The 16,836-nt window shown below is 61.5% G+C and carries 17 protein-coding genes, 1 tRNA gene and 1 pseudogene; 5 read left to right on the forward strand and 14 right to left on the reverse strand.

The window, feature by feature from the left end; all coding sequences use genetic code 11:
• Positions 1-73: 73 nt before the first annotated feature.
• Together ACSQ22_RS16590 and ompR are read right to left on the reverse strand one after the other, a co-directional pair.
• On the reverse strand, positions 74-1,615 hold the full coding sequence (locus tag ACSQ22_RS16590; RefSeq protein ID WP_228894678.1) for an ATP-binding protein: 1,542 nt from the start codon (positions 1,613-1,615) through the stop codon (positions 74-76).
• A 19-nt stretch (positions 1,616-1,634) separates the two neighbouring features.
• A complete protein-coding gene (gene ompR, locus ACSQ22_RS16595; RefSeq protein WP_010460834.1) occupies positions 1,635-2,366 on the reverse strand; it encodes an osmolarity response regulator transcription factor OmpR in 732 nt (243 codons plus the stop codon).
• A gap of 217 nt (positions 2,367-2,583) precedes the next feature.
• On the opposite strand from ompR, the gene ACSQ22_RS16600 reads away from it, so the two are divergent.
• Positions 2,584-3,297 (forward strand): SIMPL domain-containing protein, encoded by a 714-nt coding sequence (locus ACSQ22_RS16600; RefSeq protein ID WP_436130947.1) that lies wholly within the window; start codon positions 2,584-2,586, stop codon positions 3,295-3,297.
• A 119-nt stretch (positions 3,298-3,416) separates the two neighbouring features.
• Here the strand turns inward: ACSQ22_RS16600 and ACSQ22_RS16605 are convergent, their stop codons facing one another.
• Complete coding sequence (locus tag ACSQ22_RS16605; protein ID WP_121506865.1) at positions 3,417-4,199, reverse strand: 3-hydroxybutyrate dehydrogenase; 783 nt, start codon at positions 4,197-4,199, stop codon at positions 3,417-3,419.
• Positions 4,200-4,314: 115 nt separating this feature from the next.
• Between ACSQ22_RS16605 and ACSQ22_RS16610 the strand changes: the two genes are divergently transcribed.
• The 3 genes from ACSQ22_RS16610 (at position 4,315) to ACSQ22_RS16620 (ending at position 7,690) form a co-directional block, all read left to right on the forward strand.
• Positions 4,315-5,286 (forward strand): alpha/beta fold hydrolase, encoded by a 972-nt coding sequence (locus ACSQ22_RS16610; protein ID WP_436130948.1) that lies wholly within the window; start codon positions 4,315-4,317, stop codon positions 5,284-5,286.
• On the forward strand, positions 5,283-7,499 hold the full coding sequence (locus tag ACSQ22_RS16615; RefSeq protein WP_228894684.1) for a RelA/SpoT family protein: 2,217 nt from the start codon (positions 5,283-5,285) through the stop codon (positions 7,497-7,499). Before ACSQ22_RS16610 ends, ACSQ22_RS16615 begins: the two co-directional genes overlap by 4 nt.
• Before the next feature lie 114 nt (positions 7,500-7,613).
• Positions 7,614-7,690 (forward strand) — tRNA-Val (locus ACSQ22_RS16620).
• Positions 7,691-7,827: 137 nt separating this feature from the next.
• Here ACSQ22_RS16620 and ACSQ22_RS16625 read toward each other — a convergent pair.
• From ACSQ22_RS16625 to ACSQ22_RS16650, 6 genes and pseudogenes are all read right to left on the reverse strand, one after another.
• A pseudogene (locus ACSQ22_RS16625) lies at positions 7,828-8,898 on the reverse strand (tyrosine-type recombinase/integrase); the annotation flags it as partial.
• Positions 8,874-9,077: an excisionase gene (locus tag ACSQ22_RS16630; RefSeq protein WP_436130949.1), complete on the reverse strand. Its 204-nt coding sequence runs from the start codon at positions 9,075-9,077 to the stop codon at positions 8,874-8,876. The pseudogene ACSQ22_RS16625 and the gene ACSQ22_RS16630, both read right to left, overlap by 25 nt.
• The gene (locus ACSQ22_RS16635; protein ID WP_436130950.1) at positions 9,074-9,574 is read right to left on the reverse strand and encodes a hypothetical protein; all 501 of its coding nucleotides are present in this window, start codon (positions 9,572-9,574) and stop codon (positions 9,074-9,076) included. Before ACSQ22_RS16635 ends, ACSQ22_RS16630 begins: the two co-directional genes overlap by 4 nt.
• Positions 9,571-10,626, reverse strand: a complete 1,056-nt coding sequence (locus ACSQ22_RS16640; RefSeq protein WP_436130951.1) for a hypothetical protein — start codon at positions 10,624-10,626, stop codon at positions 9,571-9,573. Before ACSQ22_RS16640 ends, ACSQ22_RS16635 begins: the two co-directional genes overlap by 4 nt.
• A gap of 299 nt (positions 10,627-10,925) precedes the next feature.
• Complete coding sequence (locus tag ACSQ22_RS16645) at positions 10,926-11,642, reverse strand: ORF6N domain-containing protein (protein ID WP_436130952.1); 717 nt, start codon at positions 11,640-11,642, stop codon at positions 10,926-10,928.
• Between the two features lie 120 nt (positions 11,643-11,762).
• Positions 11,763-11,960 (reverse strand): Arc family DNA-binding protein, encoded by a 198-nt coding sequence (locus ACSQ22_RS16650; protein ID WP_436130953.1) that lies wholly within the window; start codon positions 11,958-11,960, stop codon positions 11,763-11,765.
• Positions 11,961-12,063: 103 nt separating this feature from the next.
• Here ACSQ22_RS16650 and ACSQ22_RS16655 point away from each other — a divergent pair, with 103 nt between their 5' ends.
• Positions 12,064-12,621: a hypothetical protein gene (locus tag ACSQ22_RS16655; RefSeq protein WP_436130954.1), complete on the forward strand. Its 558-nt coding sequence runs from the start codon at positions 12,064-12,066 to the stop codon at positions 12,619-12,621.
• A gap of 362 nt (positions 12,622-12,983) precedes the next feature.
• Here the strand turns inward: ACSQ22_RS16655 and ACSQ22_RS16660 are convergent, their stop codons facing one another.
• From ACSQ22_RS16660 to ACSQ22_RS16680, 5 genes are all read right to left on the reverse strand, one after another.
• Entirely contained in the window at positions 12,984-13,553 is a 570-nt protein-coding gene (locus ACSQ22_RS16660) for an LPD29 domain-containing protein (RefSeq protein WP_436130955.1), read from the reverse strand.
• A 109-nt stretch (positions 13,554-13,662) separates the two neighbouring features.
• The gene (locus ACSQ22_RS16665) at positions 13,663-14,160 is read right to left on the reverse strand and encodes a hypothetical protein (protein ID WP_436130956.1); all 498 of its coding nucleotides are present in this window, start codon (positions 14,158-14,160) and stop codon (positions 13,663-13,665) included.
• 17 nt (positions 14,161-14,177) lie between these two features.
• Entirely contained in the window at positions 14,178-14,561 is a 384-nt protein-coding gene (locus ACSQ22_RS16670) for a hypothetical protein (protein WP_436130957.1), read from the reverse strand.
• A gap of 1,569 nt (positions 14,562-16,130) precedes the next feature.
• The gene (locus ACSQ22_RS16675; RefSeq protein WP_436130958.1) at positions 16,131-16,415 is read right to left on the reverse strand and encodes a hypothetical protein; all 285 of its coding nucleotides are present in this window, start codon (positions 16,413-16,415) and stop codon (positions 16,131-16,133) included.
• A gap of 107 nt (positions 16,416-16,522) precedes the next feature.
• Positions 16,523-16,819 (reverse strand): hypothetical protein, encoded by a 297-nt coding sequence (locus ACSQ22_RS16680; protein WP_436130959.1) that lies wholly within the window; start codon positions 16,817-16,819, stop codon positions 16,523-16,525.
• Positions 16,820-16,836 lie beyond the last annotated feature (17 nt).

Below are 16,836 nucleotides of genomic sequence, written 5' to 3' on the forward strand. Positions count from 1 at the left end.
CGGATGCCGAGAGGATGCGCCAAAAACAAAGCCCTCCAGGTGAGGGCTTTGTACATGGGGCAGTGCGGGGCGATCACGCCATCCGGTCTTCGGCGCGACGCCGCGGTAGCTGGCGTTTGACGGACGGGCGCTGCAGCCGCTGCTTGGGGTCTGCACCCTCGGGCAGATCAGTGGCCCGCTGCAACTGCAGGTGGGCTACCAGGCCGCCGGTGCTGGAGTTGGCCAGTGCAAAGATGCCGCCCATGCGCTGCACGGTTTTGTCCACGATGGAGAGCCCCAGCCCCGCGCCTGCCGCTGCGGTGCGCGCAGAGTCACCGCGAAAGAAGGGCTTGGTCAGATTCGACAACTGCTCGGGTGGCACGCCGGGGCCATGGTCGCGCAGTTTGACCAGCACCCAGTTCTCACGGCCTTTGGCGGCAATGTCCACGTTGGTGATGCCGGTGTCCTCGGCCTTGCCGTAGCGCCGCGCGTTTTCGAGCAGGTTGGAGATCACGCGGGCCAGTTCCACTTCGTCGGCCAGCACGTTGAGGTCTTCTGGCACGGACATCGTGATCTGCAGTTCGCGATGGTCTTGCACGGCATAGACGCAGGACGACACCACGGCATGCAGGTTGACCGGTGTCAGCGTGACATGGTCCGGCCGAGCGTAGTCGAGGAACTTGTCGATCGTGGCGTCGAGCTGCACGATGTCTGCCACCATGTGCTCGCGGGCCACTTCATCGGTCACGCTCATCTCGGTTTCCAGCCGCAGGCGCGCCAGCGGCGTGCGCAGGTCGTGCGAAATGCCCGCCAGCATCACGGCGCGGTCCTGCTCCAGCTTGGCCAATTTTTGCGCCATGCGGTTGAAGCCGATGTTCACTTCGCGGATTTCGCTGGTCACCACTTCCTCGTCGAGGTGGCTCGCTGCGAAGTCGCCGTCCTTGACGCGGTTGGCCGCGTAAGAGAGCTGCTTGAGAGGCCGGTTGATCAGCCGCGCAATGGCCGCCGCACCGGCCAAGGACAACGCCCCTGCCGTAATCAGCCAGATCAGCCAGGTGCGGCCGCCCGCTGGGCTGAAGCGCGAGCGGTCCATCAGCAGCCAGTTGGGATCGCCATTGATGTTGAAGCCGACCCACAGGCCGGTTTCCCCATTCACGTTTTGCGCCACGATGGTGTCGGGCCCCAGGCGCTGGGTGAGTTCGTCGGTCAGGCGGTTGCCCAGGGCCGTGCCCTCCAGAAGCTCGAACTTGTCGCGCGGCTCGCGCGGCAGGATGCGCACGCCTTCCTGGTCGGCCATGGTCTTGATGAGCGACACACGAGCAATGGCGTCGGAATGCACCAGCGCCGCGCGGCTCAGGTTCACCAGCGATGCGATCTGCTGCGCGGTGTGCAGGGTGCGCGGCTCGAACTCCAGCGCCCGCAAGGTCTGCAGCCACGCCAGAATGCTCCCCACCAACAGCAGCGCCAGCAGGAAGAAAGTGCGCCAGAAGAGATTGAGGCCCACACGCGCCCGCTGCTCCCGGGCCTGTCGCAAGGACTCCAGGGGGGCGGGGCTGGTGGCGTCGGGGGAAGCGGTCACGGACTGCCGGACCGATGATGAAGATCTCGACCTCGAATTGCCGTCGGAATTGTGCATACAGGCAAGGAAAGAGGGGTCAGCTGGTTCCGTCCGGCACGAACACGTAGCCTACCCCCCACACGGTCTGGATGTAGCGCGGGGCGGCGGCATCCACCTCCACCAGCTTGCGCAGGCGCGACACCTGCACATCCAGGCTGCGGTCAAACGGCTCAAACTCGCGGCCACGGGCCAGCAGGGCCAGCTTTTCGCGCGAAAGGGGCTGGCGTGGGTGGCGCACCAGCGCCTTGAGCATGGCAAATTCGCCGGTGGTCAGGGGCAGTTCTTCGCCATTGCGCTGCAGTGCTCGGGTGCCCAGGTCGAAGGTAAAGGGACCAAAGGTCACGACTTCGTTGTCGCCCGAGGGGGCGCCAGGCGCTTCCTGTGCGGGGCGGCGGCGCAGCACAGCGTGGATGCGGGCCAACAGTTCGCGGGGGTTGAAGGGCTTGCCCAGGTAGTCGTCGGCGCCCACTTCCAGGCCCACGATGCGGTCCACGTCCTCGCCTTTGGCGGTGAGCATGATGATGGGGGTGCGGTCATTGGCGGCACGCAGGCGGCGGCAGATGGAAAGCCCGTCTTCGCCCGGCATCATCAGGTCGAGCACGATGATGTCCACGGTTTCGCGCAGCAGAAGGCGGTTAAGCGCCTTGCCGTCTTCGGCGACCATGACTTCAAAGCCTTCCTGCGTGAGGTAGCGGCGCAGCAGATCACGGATTCGTGCATCGTCGTCCACCACCAGAACTTTGTCGGTGCGATTGGTTGTTGTGGCCATCTTGATCCCAAGTCCAATTTGTAACAGAGCCGATTCTGACCACTTGGAACGCCGAAGTTCGGGTTTTGGGGCTGGGTTTGACCAACTGTTACAAGTTTTGCCCAGCTTCGCACGCGCGGTGGAGGGGCTTCATCGCAACGCATAGGCAGTGCGGTTAAGGTGGTGCCCCGCATGGCCCGGCCCCGGGCCGTGCACCGATATCAAGGACACCTTTGTGATGAAAATTACTACTAAATTGATAGCTGCTGGCGCTTTGATTGCATGCGCTGGTGCCTCTTTTGCCCAAAATTCTCCACCCCCCGAGCTGCGCAATGTCGTGCAACTGTCAGCCACGGGCACGGTGGAGGTGCAGCAGGACCTGCTGGTGCTCAACCTTGCCACCAGCAAGGAGGCTGCCGACGCCGCCACGGTACAGACACAGCTCAAGCAGGCGCTGGACGCGGCCCTGGCCGAAGCCAAGCGCAACGCCCAAACGGGACAGCTCGATGTGCGTACCGGCACGTTCGGGCTGTACCCGCGTTATGGCAAGGACGGGAAGATCAACGGCTGGCAGGGCCGTGCCGAACTGGTGCTGGAAGGCCGCGACTTCGCGCGCATCACGGCCACGGCCGGCAAGATCCAGACGCTGGCCATCAGCAACGTGGCCTTCGGCCTGTCGCGCGAGGCCCGGGCCAAGGTGGAGGGCGAGGCCCAGACCCAGGCCATCGAACAGTTCAAGGCCCGCGCGGCCGAACTGGCCAAGGGTTTTGGTTTCAGCAACTACAGCCTGCGCGAGGTGGCGGTAAACAGCAATGAGATGGTGCCCGGGCCACGTCCGCGCATGATGGCCATGGAGGCCAAGGCGGGCTCGTTCTCTGATTCCGCCGTGCCGGTCGAAGCGGGCAAGGCCCAGGTCATCGTGAACGTGTCGGGTTCAGTGCAGATGCGCTGATTTTCAAGAAAAATGGGCCTCCAGCGCTTATTGGGTAAGCGCTGGAGGCTATCAATTTGCAATTTACCGGGCGTCTGTGCTGGCATGTCACCAGCGATCAGACGCCCGCGCGTGCTTTCTCACTGCGCTGCCCAGCCGCCATCCATGTTCCATGCCACGCCACGCACATTGTTGGCGGCGGGGGAGCAGAAGAACACAGCCAGTTCGCCCAGTTCTTCGGGCGTGGTGAACTGCATGGACGGCTCTTTTTCGCCCAGCAGCAGCTTCTTGGCGTCTTCGTTCGACAGGCCGTGTTCGGCCGCCTTGGCATCCACCTGTTTTTGCACCAGGGGCGTCAGCACCCAGCCAGGGCAGATGGCGTTGCAGGTCACGCCGCTGGTGGCGTTCTCCAGCGCCGTCACCTTGGTCAGACCCACGATGCCGTGTTTGGCCGCCACGTACGCAGCCTTCTGTGCCGAGCCCACCAGGCCGTGCACCGATGCCACGTTGATGATGCGGCCCCAGTTGGCACTCTTCATGGCCGGCAGCGCCAGGCGCGATGTGTGAAAGGCGCTTGTGAGGTTGATGGCGATCACTGCATCCCAGCGCTCCACGGGGAAGTCTTCCACATTGGCCACGTGCTGGATGCCTGCGTTGTTCACCAGGATGTCCACGCGCCCGAACTGCGCGGCGCTGTACTTCATCATGTCCTCGATGTCGGCCACCCGGCTCATGTCTGCACCGTGGTAACCCACTTTGGCGCCAGCGGCTTCGCCAGCTGCCAGCACCTCGGCGCGGGGGCCATCCACATCGCCAAAGCCATTGAGCACGATGTTGGCACCTTGGCGGGCCAGCGCCTTGGCGATGCCAAGACCAATGCCACTGGTGGAGCCGGTGACGAGGGCGGTTTTGCCTTTCAGCATGTGAGTCTCTCCGAATGAATTACGATGCAACGCAAGAAAAAGTCGGCACGCATGAACGAACAATGGGTGCCGACGGCTCCTGCATTATCGAGCGCTGCCCCCGGATTTCGCACCCATGATTGAACCTACGCTGAACTACGTACTGTGCCCTGGCCCGGGGGCGCCTGTGGTGTCTTCCGGTAACTCCTCCGCATCTGCGGCTACGCACCATCGCATGGCGTATTGGGAGTGGAATGCCACGGGCAACCCGGCGCATCCCCATGTGGTGGTCTGTGTGCATGGCCTCTCGCGCCAGGGGCGCGACTTCGACACCCTGGCCCGTGCGTTGAGCCAGCATGCCCGCGTGATCTGCCCCGACGTGGTCGGGCGCGGCCACAGCGACTGGCTGGCTGACCCCATGGGCTATCAGATTCCCCAGTACGCCGCGGACATGCTGGCCATGCTGGCCCAGGTGCACCAGCAGGCACCCATCACCACCCTCGACTGGGTGGGCACCAGCATGGGGGGGCTCATTGGCATGGGCATTGCGGGCCAGCCGGGGCTGCCTTTGCCGGTGCCTGTGCGCAGGCTGGTACTCAACGACGTGGGCCCCGTCATCCAGTGGGAGGCCCTGCAGCGCATCGGCTTGTACCTGGGGCAACAGGCGCGGTTCGAGTCGCTCCAGCAGGCCGCCGACGCCATGTGGGCGATTTCCACCAGCTTTGGCCCCCATACACCCGAGCAGTGGCTGGACTTGTCGCGTGCCATGGTGCGCGCGTTGCCGGAATCTGCCGGTGGTGGCATCACGCTGCACTATGACCCGGCCATCGCGGTGCCGTTCAAAACACTCACGCAAGAGTCCGCAGTGGCTGGTGAGGCCATGCTGTGGCAACTGTATGACCACATCACGGCCCGCACCTTGCTGTTGCGAGGTGCACAGTCTGACCTGCTCTTTCGCGAAACCGCGCAGGCCATGGCGCAGCGCGGGCCCCGGGCACACGTGGTCGAATTTGAAGGTGTGGGGCATGCTCCCACGCTGGTGGCGGGCGATCAGGTGGCTGCGGTCACCGGCTTTTTGCTTTCGGCGGAAGGTGTTGTGGCCGGATGAAAACCTACCCTCCCGCACAGGCGTCCCACACCCCCCAGGCCGACGCTGTCCCCCAGCTCATTGCCGCTACCGCACACACCCTGCCTGAGCAGGTGAACGCGCTGGCGCGTGCGCGCGCGTTTGCCGAGCCCTTGATGGCTGGCGAAACGCTGGATTCCGGCGAAAACACGCTGGCCCACGCCGATGCCGTGGCTGCCATCCTCAAGGGCATTGGCGGCTCGGAGGCCATGCAGGCCGCCAGCTACCTGGTGCATGCGTGCATTCATCTGAACAAGCCTGAAGAGGTGATCGCCAAGGCCTTTGGTGCCAACTTTGCCGCGCTGGCGGTAGAGACCACCAAGCTCATGCGCGTGCAGCAGCAGGCCCGCACCGCAGAGCACCTGGAAGACCCCGCCGTGCAGACCGAGAACGTGCGCAAGATGCTGCTCGCCTTCTCGCGCGACCTGCGGGTGGTGATGCTGCGCCTGGCCTCGCGCCTGCAGACGCTGCGCTTTCATGCGGCCAGCAAGCGCCCCGTGTCGCCCAGCCTGGCGCGCGAGTCGCTGCAGGTGTTTGCACCGCTGGCCAACCGCCTTGGTATCTGGCAGGTCAAGTGGGAGCTGGAGGACCTGTCCTTTCGCTTCCTGGAGCCTGACACCTACAAGGAAGTGGCCCGCCTGCTCGACGAAAAGCGGGGCGAGCGCGAGGTGTACATGGAGCAGCTGCGTGGGCGGCTGGAGGCCGATTTGCGCGCGCGCAGCATCAGCGCCAGCGTGCAGGGGCGCCCCAAGCACATCTACAGCATCGTCAAGAAGATGCGCGGCAAGTCGCTCAACTTCGATCAGGTGTTTGACATCCGCGCGTTGCGCGTGGTGGTGCCCACGGTGAAGGACTGCTACGCGGCCCTGAGCTGGGTGCACGAGCAGTTCAAGCCCATCGTGGAGGAGTTTGACGACTACATCGCCAAGCCCAAGCCCAATGGCTACCAGTCGCTGCACACCATCGTGCGCGACGACAACGGCAAGCCCATCGAGATCCAGATCCGTACCCAGGCCATGCACGACCATGCGGAGCACGGAGTGGCGGCGCATTGGGCCTACAAAGAGGCAGGCAGCAAGGGCTATGCAGGGGTTTCGGCCACCGGTGAATACGACGCCAAGATTGCGGTGCTGCGCCAGTTGCTGGCCTGGGAGCGCGATCTGTCGGGTGCCTTGCCCAACCGGGGCCTGTTTGAAGACCGCATCTATGTGCTGACCCCAGATGCTGCTGTGGTGGAGCTGCCCCAGGGCGCCACACCGGTGGACTTTGCGTATGCAGTGCACACGAGTGTCGGGCACCGTTGCCGGGGCGCCCGGGTGGACGGTGCGATGGTGCCGCTCAACACACCGCTGCAAAACGGACAGACGGTGGAGATATCCACCGTCAAGGAAGGCCGCCCCTCACGCGACTGGCTCAATGCTGAGCTGGGCTACCTCACCAGCAACCGCGCCAAAGCCAAGGTGCGAGCCTGGTTCAACGCCCAGGCCACGCACGAAACCGTGGCCCGTGGGCGTGAGGCGGTCGAAAAGCTGCTGCAGCGCGAGGGCAAGACTGCCATCAAGCTCGACGATCTGGCGGTGCAGCTGGGCTTCAAGTCCGCCGATGCCTTGTTCGAAGTGGTGGGCAAGGATGAATTCTCGCTGCGCAACATCGAAACGGTGCTGCGACCGCCCGAGCCGGTTTTGCAGCCCGACGACTATTTGTTGCTCAAGAAAACACGCACCAACGATGCCGCACCCAAGGGCGGCGTGCTGGTGGTGGGCATTGACTCGCTGATGACCCAACTGGCCAAGTGCTGCAAGCCAGCCCCGCCGGACCTGATCCGTGGTTTTGTCACGCGGGGCAAGGGCGTGAGCGTGCACCGGGCTGACTGCAGCAACTTCCGCGAAATGGCCGCACGCAGCATTGAGCGGGTGATCGATGTGGAGTGGGGCTCCACCTCCAAATCGGCTGCACTGGCTGCCGTGTACCCCGTGGACGTCGCCGTGGAAGCCGCCGACCGTCAGGGCCTGCTGCGCGATATCTCCGAAGTCTTTGCGCGCGAGAAGACCAATGTGATCGGCGTGCAGACGCAGTCGGTGAAAGGCACGGCGTGGATGACCTTCACGGTGGAGGTTGCCGATTCGGGCCGGCTGAACAAGGTGTTGGGCATCGTGGCCGGCGTGCCCGGTGTGCGCTCCGCGCGCAGGCGCTGAGTGGCGGGACGGTAGGCATGGAACAAGAGCCACGAACATCCCTTTGCCGTTTGCTGCGCTGTTTTGATCGAAGCACCCGATTTTTATGGCTATAATCGTGGTCTAAACAACGACAGGCGCGTAGCTCAGCTGGTTAGAGCACCACCTTGACATGGTGGGGGTCGTTGGTTCGAGTCCAATCGCGCCTACCAATGTTCCCATTCGGAAGAGACCAGCTTCCGGAAACTTCGGGGACATTGGGGGGACATTCAGTCCTCCCGAGCATTTCCTCCAGCTTCGCTTTTTCCCTTCCACGGTCTGCACCGTCGATCCACTTCGCGTACACCGTGAAGAGCATTTTGGCGTTCTTGTGACCCATCTGGCGGGCGATGTAGGTCGGGTTAACTCCAGCCGCCAGCGCGTTGGTGGCGTAGGTATGGCGCGTTTGATACGGCCTGCGCCAGCGGATCCCCGCGCGACGTAGGGCGGGCCGCCAGAAGGTGTCTCGCTGGCTTCGCTCGTCGTGCCAGGCCTTGCCAGTGACCGGGTTCTCGAAGATCCTGCGGCCCAGCTCCTGGTCGGTCTTGTCGTCGCTGCCGACCATGGTCCAGGACTTCATGGTTTCCAGTGCTTCGACGGCGCGGCCAACCAGGTCCACGTCGCGCGCGTTGTAGGTCTTCAGGGGCTTTGTCTCCCCAGCCGTGCGCGCGCGCTCGACCCGGATCGTCCCGCTGTGCCAGTCCACGTCGCCCCACCGTAGCTCGATCAGCTCCTCCGGCCGCATGCCGGTCATGAACGCGAACGTGAAATAGGCCCACGCCCGCAGGTCCTGGTGCTTGCGCATGGTGGCCAGCACCAGCTCCATTTCCGCGGGGCTCAAGGGGTCGGGCTGCGGGGGCTGGTGCTTGCTATTCTCGATGCCCTCCATGGGGTTGCCCAGGTCCATGCTCCGGCCAGCCAGGGCGAACACCCCGCGCAGGCAGATCAGGTAGTTGTTCAGCAGCTTCGCAGAGGCCCACGGCGTTTTGCCAACCTTCGCCGCCACCAACGCGTGCGGCAATTTCTCCATGGGCGTATCGGGCCCGAGCAGTTCCTTCCACACCTCCAACGCGTTGCGGTACTGCGTCAACGTTTTCTTGGCCAAGCGGCCCTTGGTGTCGAGCCAGAGATCACACCACGCCCCGAAGCTGTGCGCGGGCTGGAGTGCCTTCGCGTGTGTGGACCCCGGGAAAAACGTCTCCCAGTCAAAGGTGCCGCGGGCGATGGCCTGACGGACCTTGACCACGAGCTTCTCGGCGTAGCGCTCGTTCGCTGGTGTCGGCGGTATGTCGAGAGTGACGCGCTGGCGCTGCCCATTCAGGGTGAATGTGACCCGGATGGACTTCTCCCGCATCTCTACACCGTTCCCTTCTCGACCCATTGCTCTACCCCTCTCAAATCAACGTAAATATTGCCGTCCTGGCGGCGGAACTGGCGGCCCTCGATCCAGGTGCCGCGCGCGATCTTGCTCTCGATGGCCCTGACAGTGAGCCCGATCAGCTGGGAGGCCAGCTTGACCGTGACGTACCTGGTGGGGGCCAGCATCACAGCTTCTGTCATGGCCCTGCACCTCCTGCAGGTTTGTGCTCGACCTGCAGCTCCTGCACTTGCGAACCTACTGGCCAGTTGTCGCAGGCGTGGTCCACCAGTTGCTTGGCGGATTCCAGCAAGTAGGTGACCGCGTAGAGCACGGCGTTGTCCATGTTGTGTTCATTGATACGCTGCACGGTGGCGAGCACTATCGACAGGGCATTGGAAATATCCATAGCTACGCCGTTTGCACCCCCAAGGTCGGGTCGGTCAGATGCACTTCCGAACTGCTCCACCATGTCCTCGACCAAGATCCTCACCCCGCGAAGCTCATCCTCGCCTGTGGCATCGATGCCGAGCTCCACTGTGTCCAAGGCGCTTTGGATGCGGTAGCTTGCCTGGTTGATGGCCTCTCGCTGGGCGGACAAGTCGTCTACATTGCCGGTGGTAGGCGCAACTGGCGCAGGTGCTTTGCTCAGGCCCTTGGTCTTTGCCTGTGGGGCTGGTTTTTCAAGGACGGCGTTCACGCAGCACCTGCCTTTCCCTGGGCAAGGCGTCGCGCCTTGGCGGCCTCTCGACCTGCGCGCAGTCGGGCGGCAAGGGCGGCCTTCCGCTTTGCTTCGCGCTCAGACCAGGTAACTTGCAGCTCTTCATTGCGGTTGATTTGCGCCGTGAGCCAGGCAGGATTCAGTTGGCGGGACCCAACAGCAATCAGCGTTTCAATCACCTCCATGAATCCGCTGACCACGTTGGCCACTTCGGCTTTTCGCATATTCCCGTGGGGGGTCTCGCACCGTTCGAGGGCTTGGCGAATGATCTCGGTAAGCGGGAGCTTGGCTGTCTTGTGAGCCCGAAAAAAATTCACCACTTCGCTGGCCATCCGCATGCCTTGCGCGCGGCCAGAGTAGTAGTCCATGGGCTGCGCATCAAAAAACACGCGTTGATAGCTTTGCTTACGCGATCCCGCCTCGCGGGTGACTGCGTAGTAGAAGCTCAGCTCCGAGTATTCGCGCACTTCCCCGCTGGGTTCGGTGTAGGTGCGTGCGACAGCTTCTGCGTCTCGCCGAAGCTCCATCACGGTATCAATGTGGTGTGCGACTGCCGCAAGTGCATCTTTATCCAGGGGGCTGCCAAAACCGTCTGCCAGGTACGCATCGATCAAGGTGGCGTAGGTCTCAAGCTTTTCCATCAGCCGTTCGCCTGCCCGCCATTGGAATTCGCAGGTCTGCGGGTCGATGTGGAGCTGAATCTCCGTGAGGCAGCCTATTGCTTCAAGGCCGCCGTGCACCACAAATCGAGCGATCTCGTGGCCAGTGTCGGCTGACTTCCAGCCCATTGCGTGGGTATTGGTCAGCCAGTCGAAGCCTGCTTCTTGGGCAAGCGTGATTCGATTCCCAGCGAACGCATCTCCGTTCGGGCGAAGAGTAAGCACGATCAGACTGCCGCTTTGCGCGGGCGCAGCGGAGGTGTCCTCCACACGGCGCGTCAGTGGGGTAGGGCGGCGGTTGGAGGCTCCCTTGGTGAGCTTGGTTTCGGCAAGGGTTGCCCCTGCCGCGTCGAGCGTGGCATCATTCGTCATGGTCTAGAGTCCTGCTATGGGTTTTTGATCAAGAGGCGCCAGGCAGGTGAGATTGCTCAGACGCTTCGGGAAAAGGCCGGCTACATGTCGGCCTTTTGCTTTGCTGGTGGGGCAGTGTTTGTCATGGGGTCCTATTCAAGATGCGCGAAATATCGGGAGCGTCAAGTTGGCACGGGTGCTTATCTGTTCCAGAATTTACGGGAAGCCCCAGGCAAAAGGGGGGGCGAAAAACGCTCTAAAAACGCATGTTTCCCCATATGAAAACTCTGTCTTTTGGTGGCGTTTGATATGCATTCTGCTCACGCGGGCTCCTTCACTGCGCTCGGCAGAACCTCCTGCAGCACAGACTCGTGGTAGCTGTGCACGGTGCCGAAGCGCGGGTCGCTCACGTCGCCGATCACCAGTCCCCGCTCGCGAGAGAGCGACGCGCAGCGCTTGCCCAGGGACGCGGCAGTGCGCACATCCACTGACTGTCCGATCAAGTTCGCGTAGCCCATCACCGTGAAGTGCTTGTTCTCAGGTTGAGTGCGAGCCTCTATCACCGCCATGTTTTCGGCAATGCGGGCCAGTTCGTCTGCTTGGCGCTTCTGCTCTTGCTCCACTGCGTCAACGCGGGTCAGAGCCAGGATCACGGCGGCGATCTGCGGGTCCTTGACCGCAGGCAGAGCTTGCTTGGCGCGGAAGTAGCCGTTCACCAATTGACGCTGAACCTGCCACGCCAGATCGTCGGTGAAGGACTTCACCAGCATGAGGTAGCCCTGTTCCGTCATCAGGGTAACTTCTTCGGTGGCACGCTCTCCGACTACGCCCGGGAAGCGCGTCCGGATTTCGGACGCGCTGAGCTTGATGAAGTCTTCGCCCTCGATGAAGCGCTCGCGGTTGTCGTTGAAGCGTTTGCGCGCAGTGCCTCCTGGCCGGCCATGCACAGCGTCAATTTGAGCCAGCGTTGCAAAACGCTGGTCGTGGCGCTCAATCACCTGCATGTCGATGTCATTGATCTTGACGATGTTGCTCACGGTGTGCTCCTTCAAGTTGGGGTTCGGAAATTGTCAACAGTGCGCTGGTTATTTGCGAACCCTACTGGGGGTGTGGCTGGAAATCAGCTTCTATCAAAGATGTGGCGCTATGATTTTTGATCACGGCTGCTGTCCTTTCTGCTGGGTGTGTTGCTGGTCTGCCTGGCGGCTGGCCTCCAGGCGATGTACGACTTCCCCGGAGTAGGACCGAGTGTTCTTCCGAGCCTCTGCGCGCAGGTAGGAGCGCAATTCAGCTGGAATCCGGATCGAGTCCGCACGAAGGGGCTCTGACTTCAATGAGATATTTTGTATGTTCATGATGCTGTCGTGTGCGAATAGCTTACATCGTAATCTAATGCATTACAAGAGTCTGGCGGGATTTGTTTGTAGGTGATGCGCATACGCGATCTAAAATTGCGGCATGGCCGACCTTGAATCCAAAACCAAGAAGGGCGGGAGCAAACTTGCCCGCTCTGAAATCACCACCATCCGGCTCGATCCGCGATTGCGGTACTTGGCCGAGCTCGCGGCGCGCAAGCAGCGGCGGACCTTGAGTAGCTTTATCGAATGGGCAATCGAAGACTCCCTCGGTCGGTTCCCTTTGAAAGAGGGAGAGGACTGGGTACAAACGGTCGGTGACGAGGCCGCCAAGCTTTGGGACGTGGATGTCGCAGACCGACTTGCAAAGCTTGGATTGCACTACCCAGATCTGTTGACCCATGACGAGCAGGTGCTTTGGAAGCTGATTCGTGAGAACGGCTATCTTTGGAAGGGCCGCTACTCGGGGCCATCCAAAGTCTGGTCGTGGGACCTGGCTGAGCACAATTTGATGTTCGATCGCTTGCGAGAGAACTGGGATATCTTTCTCGCCGTAGCGGCTGGCGAGCTCCCGGCTGTGAAGCTGCCGCAATGGCACCGAACTGAAGTCGCCGAGATGAACGGTGGTTTTGATCAAATCGACTGGAACGTGAGGGGTTGAAGCAGCGGGACTGCGCACTTGAGCGTCACGAGCCACGAGCCGGATAAAGCAAAAGCTGGGTTGCCTACTTGAGGATGGGCATGTGTGGTTCATGGGTTCAGTGTCTCGGACAAAAATAAAGCGCACTAAGTAAAGCGCTTTAATAAATCACTTCATGACGGAGCGCTGCCACTTGGCCGCCCGCGTAGGCATTGGTCATCGTGTTGGCCTTCGCACCGGCCCGAAAGCCATAGAGGCGCAGCCAGGTCATGCCCACCTCCAGAAGGTGCGCAGCGCTAGAGCGACGGGGTAGAGGACAAGCAGGCCCACGGCGACAGCGGCAGTGATTGCCGTGCCCAGCGCCCACGCGACGCTGCTGGACTTCACGCGGACACCTCTTCTGTGAGGGCCGCGATTTCGCTGTGGCCGTCGTTGCCCAGGTAGATCACCCGGGCGGCGGTCTTCGAATGGCTGACGCTGAGGCGGTCGCTGCGCTTGGCCAAGACCTCGCGCACCAGCTGGCCCACGGTGCAGCCCCAGCTCGATTCACCGGGATAGATCTCGTGCAGGCGACCGGCCTTGAAGTCGGCGGCCGTGGGCACGAAGGCCATGCCGAAGCGGCGGGCCACACTGGCGCAGGCCTTGCCGATCAACTCGGCGGAGTGGGAGCGGTTGCAGAACACGAAGTCGGCACCGAAGCGCACGACCTGACCGTCGACCATCGCGAAGGTGCAGCCCTTGTAGTCCTGCTGGCCGTCGAAGTAGGCGCCGCTGAAGCGCTTGGTCACCGCCTCGACCTGGGCGGTGTTGGGGCCATCGGTCCAGCCGATGTTGATGGAAGCACCGCCGCTGTAGGTGCTGGAGCGGACGGTGAACTTGATACCCTTGAAGGCTTCCTTCAGAGCTTGGCGGATCAGCTTGGCGGTATCAGCGCAGGAAAGGTGCTTCGACATTCTTCACTCCATCGCCCGGGGTGGGCTACTGGAATGAATTATTAGGCCAAGCCTTATTTTGTGTCAATAGGCTTGGCCTTATTTTTTGCGTTAACGGCCAAAGCTGGCTTCAGTGCCTCTTGTCGGTGTTGTCGGATGGCTGGGATACTGGCGTGGGGGCCATGCCAATCAGTGCGTTGATGTGCGCGTCCATGATCGGCCGGGTAAGTTGCAGGATGGCGTGGGCCAGAGCTCGGGCGTCGGGTTGCCTCTGGGGGTCGGCGTAACGCTGGACCCAGCGCGCTGCAGCAATCAGTTTGCGGGTGACTTCCACATGCCTTGCACCCTGACAGGCTTCCAACAATGCGAGGTTGTGCGTCTCGTCAAGACGCACGCTGCCTTCGTCGGGAAAGTCGCGTAGCCAGCAATACAGGCCCGCAGCTTCTATCCCCTGAGCTGTTTGACGTGAGGGGCCGGGCTGAATGCACAGCGTTTCGCTCAGCTGCTCGGCGGTGCCGTCGGGCGCAATCAAGCTCAAGGCGTCGCGCAGCTGAAATCCGTTGATGGTGAGTGCTGCACTGCGGGTGGGGGCTTGCAGTGCCTGATTGCCGGTGGTGTTTTGCATCATGTGCTTTTGCATGGAATTCAATGCTGGAGGCGGTGCACTCGGACCCCAAGTCCGCGCCATGGATGATCCGCTGCGGGGCCTGAGTTCTGAACCTGGACGGTGCGATCCTCAGCCGACGCGGAGGGCCCACTGCTTGTTGAAGCTGGAGGCAGACTGGGATGCGGGCGCTCTGCGCTGCCATCCTGGTGCTCGATGAAGGGGAGGGTGATTGCGCCCTGGATGACGCGGGCGTATTCAACTTCGACTTTGGACATATCAATGAGCAGCCGCGATGTCTCGCACACCAGTCGTGCGCGATCAAGATCAACGGGCTTGTCCAAATCCACCAGTTGATCGAGTTGCTTGAAAAGCGTGTCTCGGAGGTGGTCAATGTTCTTGGTCTTGTTCTTGCTGGGAGTCATGGCGATTCCTTGTGTTGGTGTGCTCGATTTGCAATACGTCTATGGCAGTAAATGCGCAGGCGACGATGGCGCGGGCCCTTTCCACTGGGATGTTTGATCCGCAACGAAGGGCTGCGAGCGCTTTGCTCAGTTGCAGGATTGGGTCTGCCGCAGGGGTGGGGGAGGAGACTAGTTCTTGCATACAGGCGCCCTTTTTCGGAGTCCCAACCGTGCTGCCTTCATGTAGATCGCCTCGGGGGATTTCCCCAAGACAGTGGCTATCTCTGAAGCGCTGTGGCACGCGTATAGCTCGACAAGCGTGCCGCTCTGGTATTGACTCCAACTGCCCTCGCGTTTCTTCCTGGGTAAGCCCCTTTTTTGAAGCTGGCGCAATAGTGCTTTCTTCGTGCGGCCTAGTCGTTCGGCAATGGTCATAAGGGGGACTGAGTTGTGATTCGCCAGCAAGTAGGCGATGTCCGTGTCAGACCAGTCGCATCGGTGCTGAAGCTTCGCTCGACCAGGTGACTCGTTCCTCTTCTCAATTCGGCTGAGCTGCCATCCAAATTGGCTTTTGAGTACTCTCAGTCTCCGGGTCTCTGGCGATGCGTTCGCCGCAGCTTTGAGCAAGGGTAGTTCGTCGCGGTGGACAAGGCGAAAGCTCTCCAGCAATCTAGGCCTTTTTTGCGGCGCTAAGAGTGCGTAACCTTCCGGTATGGGGCCGTGCATAGCCTCCCACTCGATCAGATCCACGCGCTTCCAGTCATTCTTGCGAATGCCTGTTTTCGCGACTTTCCGCATCAAGTACCCTCGGTTCATCCGCTCAGCGCCCAACGGCGCTGGACGGCCTTGGCCAGCGCTGTTTGTGATGCCTAGGATGTGGGCACGAGCGTAGATTGCAGTCTTGCTTCGGCCCAGGGCGGCTGCCAGGGCTTCCACTCCCTTGGTCGCGTAAGAGCGCTTTAGGTCCTCATCGTCCTGGGCGTCCCATGGCCACGACGTGGATGTACGAGTCGGGCCGTTATTTCTGGTGACCTTCTTTATCCCAAGCGCTTGGGCCTTTTTATGAATCGAGGTAACAGCGCGGCCTGTTAGACGGGCCACCACCTTGCTGGTCTCGGTGGGATATACATCCCGCAGGATTTTGATTTCCCGGACTGTCCAAGCCTTCAAAGTCAGGCCGTTGTAGCAGGTGCGCACCAAACCGAGAGAACGCGCCTTCTGATCAATAGCTGGCTTTGTGCGTCCCAGCAGGGGTGTCAGCTGGTCCCACGGCGTGGCGGAATATCGTTCACGGAGCAGGTTGAGTTCGCTGTCGCTCCAAGTGTTTGGTCTCCTCATGCGCCTACCAGAGACAGCGCCAAGCTTTGCCTGGAAAGACGCTCGTTGTGCATGCAACCTCGTGAACTCTTCATTCGTACCTCCGTATTGATGGGAGAGGGAATTAAAGAAGACCGAGCAACGAGCGAATCGTCCAATAAAAGTCAGTGCACGGCGTGCTGAGGAGGGATTGGAATGGCGAATGCTGTGGTGATCAATCCCGGGATCGTGGTGGCCCACAGCATCATGCAGACATTCGGCTAGGCGTGGGGGCTATGGGGCTGGTGTTGAAGGAAGCTGTTTATCAACCAATTTCTGGAAGCGATCTAACGCATCAATATCATCGTCCGTGAGCGTTGAGTTCAACAGGCGATCTTTTGATTTGTTGGCAATTTCGTTGAAGTTGGACCGCAGGATTTCCGGGCTGTTGCATTGCAGCGCGAGTGCCACGACAAGATGGTGGTCCACGGCAAACTGCAGGGATAGCTGGCGCAAGCCTCGTTTCAATTCCGCAATTTCGGCCTCAAGTCTCTTGAGATCGCCGGATTGTTCAGTCATGAGTTTCCTCCGTGTGGCAGTTTCTTTGGGACTGCCATCGTAGTGATGGTGGCGGTATCAGTCGATTTCAAACTCTCCAGCGGCTGGCTCAATTTTGGGCGGCTGTGCTATCCCAACCGCAGCCGCCAGGCCTGGGCCACCCAGTCGCCTTCTTTGGTCCGCTCCATGCCGTGGATCTCCAGCTCGCCGGACACCATGTCAACGATCCTGGGCTCAAACAGGCGTTGGGGGGTGAAGCAGTCCAGGTGCAGGGCAGGGACGGTGCCGAATCGGCCCTCCAGGCGTACGACGGTCAGATCCCCGGTGTGCTCGTGCACCTTGCTGGCAAACGGATGCCTACCGCCGCGCACGTAGAGCGTCAGGACCGTGGCCTTGATGGGGCTGGAGATGTGGAAGGGCGACATTTGTACTGTGGAAATTT

This window comes from Acidovorax sp. LjRoot38 (genome assembly GCF_964252975.1).
GTDB lineage: Bacteria > Pseudomonadota > Gammaproteobacteria > Burkholderiales > Burkholderiaceae_C > Acidovorax > Acidovorax facilis.

Excerpts from the sequence above, each read along its gene's own strand:
- ACSQ22_RS16590 (WP_228894678.1), bottom strand. The coding sequence starts at position 1,615 with ATGCACAATTCCGACGGCAATTCGAGGTCGAGATCTTCATCATCGGTC.
- ompR (WP_010460834.1), bottom strand. The coding sequence starts at position 2,366 with ATGGCCACAACAACCAATCGCACCGACAAAGTTCTGGTGGTGGACGAC.
- ACSQ22_RS16600 (WP_436130947.1), top strand. The coding sequence starts at position 2,584 with ATGAAAATTACTACTAAATTGATAGCTGCTGGCGCTTTGATTGCATGC.
- ACSQ22_RS16605 (WP_121506865.1), bottom strand. The coding sequence starts at position 4,199 with ATGCTGAAAGGCAAAACCGCCCTCGTCACCGGCTCCACCAGTGGCATT.
- ACSQ22_RS16610 (WP_436130948.1), top strand. The coding sequence starts at position 4,315 with ATGATTGAACCTACGCTGAACTACGTACTGTGCCCTGGCCCGGGGGCG.
- ACSQ22_RS16615 (WP_228894684.1), top strand. The coding sequence starts at position 5,283 with ATGAAAACCTACCCTCCCGCACAGGCGTCCCACACCCCCCAGGCCGAC.
- ACSQ22_RS16630 (WP_436130949.1), bottom strand. The coding sequence starts at position 9,077 with ATGACAGAAGCTGTGATGCTGGCCCCCACCAGGTACGTCACGGTCAAG.
- ACSQ22_RS16640 (WP_436130951.1), bottom strand. The coding sequence starts at position 10,626 with ATGACGAATGATGCCACGCTCGACGCGGCAGGGGCAACCCTTGCCGAA.
- ACSQ22_RS16650 (WP_436130953.1), bottom strand. The coding sequence starts at position 11,960 with ATGAACATACAAAATATCTCATTGAAGTCAGAGCCCCTTCGTGCGGAC.
- ACSQ22_RS16655 (WP_436130954.1), top strand. The coding sequence starts at position 12,064 with ATGGCCGACCTTGAATCCAAAACCAAGAAGGGCGGGAGCAAACTTGCC.
- ACSQ22_RS16660 (WP_436130955.1), bottom strand. The coding sequence starts at position 13,553 with ATGTCGAAGCACCTTTCCTGCGCTGATACCGCCAAGCTGATCCGCCAA.
- ACSQ22_RS16665 (WP_436130956.1), bottom strand. The coding sequence starts at position 14,160 with ATGATGCAAAACACCACCGGCAATCAGGCACTGCAAGCCCCCACCCGC.
- ACSQ22_RS16670 (WP_436130957.1), bottom strand. The coding sequence starts at position 14,561 with ATGACTCCCAGCAAGAACAAGACCAAGAACATTGACCACCTCCGAGAC.
- ACSQ22_RS16675 (WP_436130958.1), bottom strand. The coding sequence starts at position 16,415 with ATGACTGAACAATCCGGCGATCTCAAGAGACTTGAGGCCGAAATTGCG.
- ACSQ22_RS16680 (WP_436130959.1), bottom strand. The coding sequence starts at position 16,819 with ATGTCGCCCTTCCACATCTCCAGCCCCATCAAGGCCACGGTCCTGACG.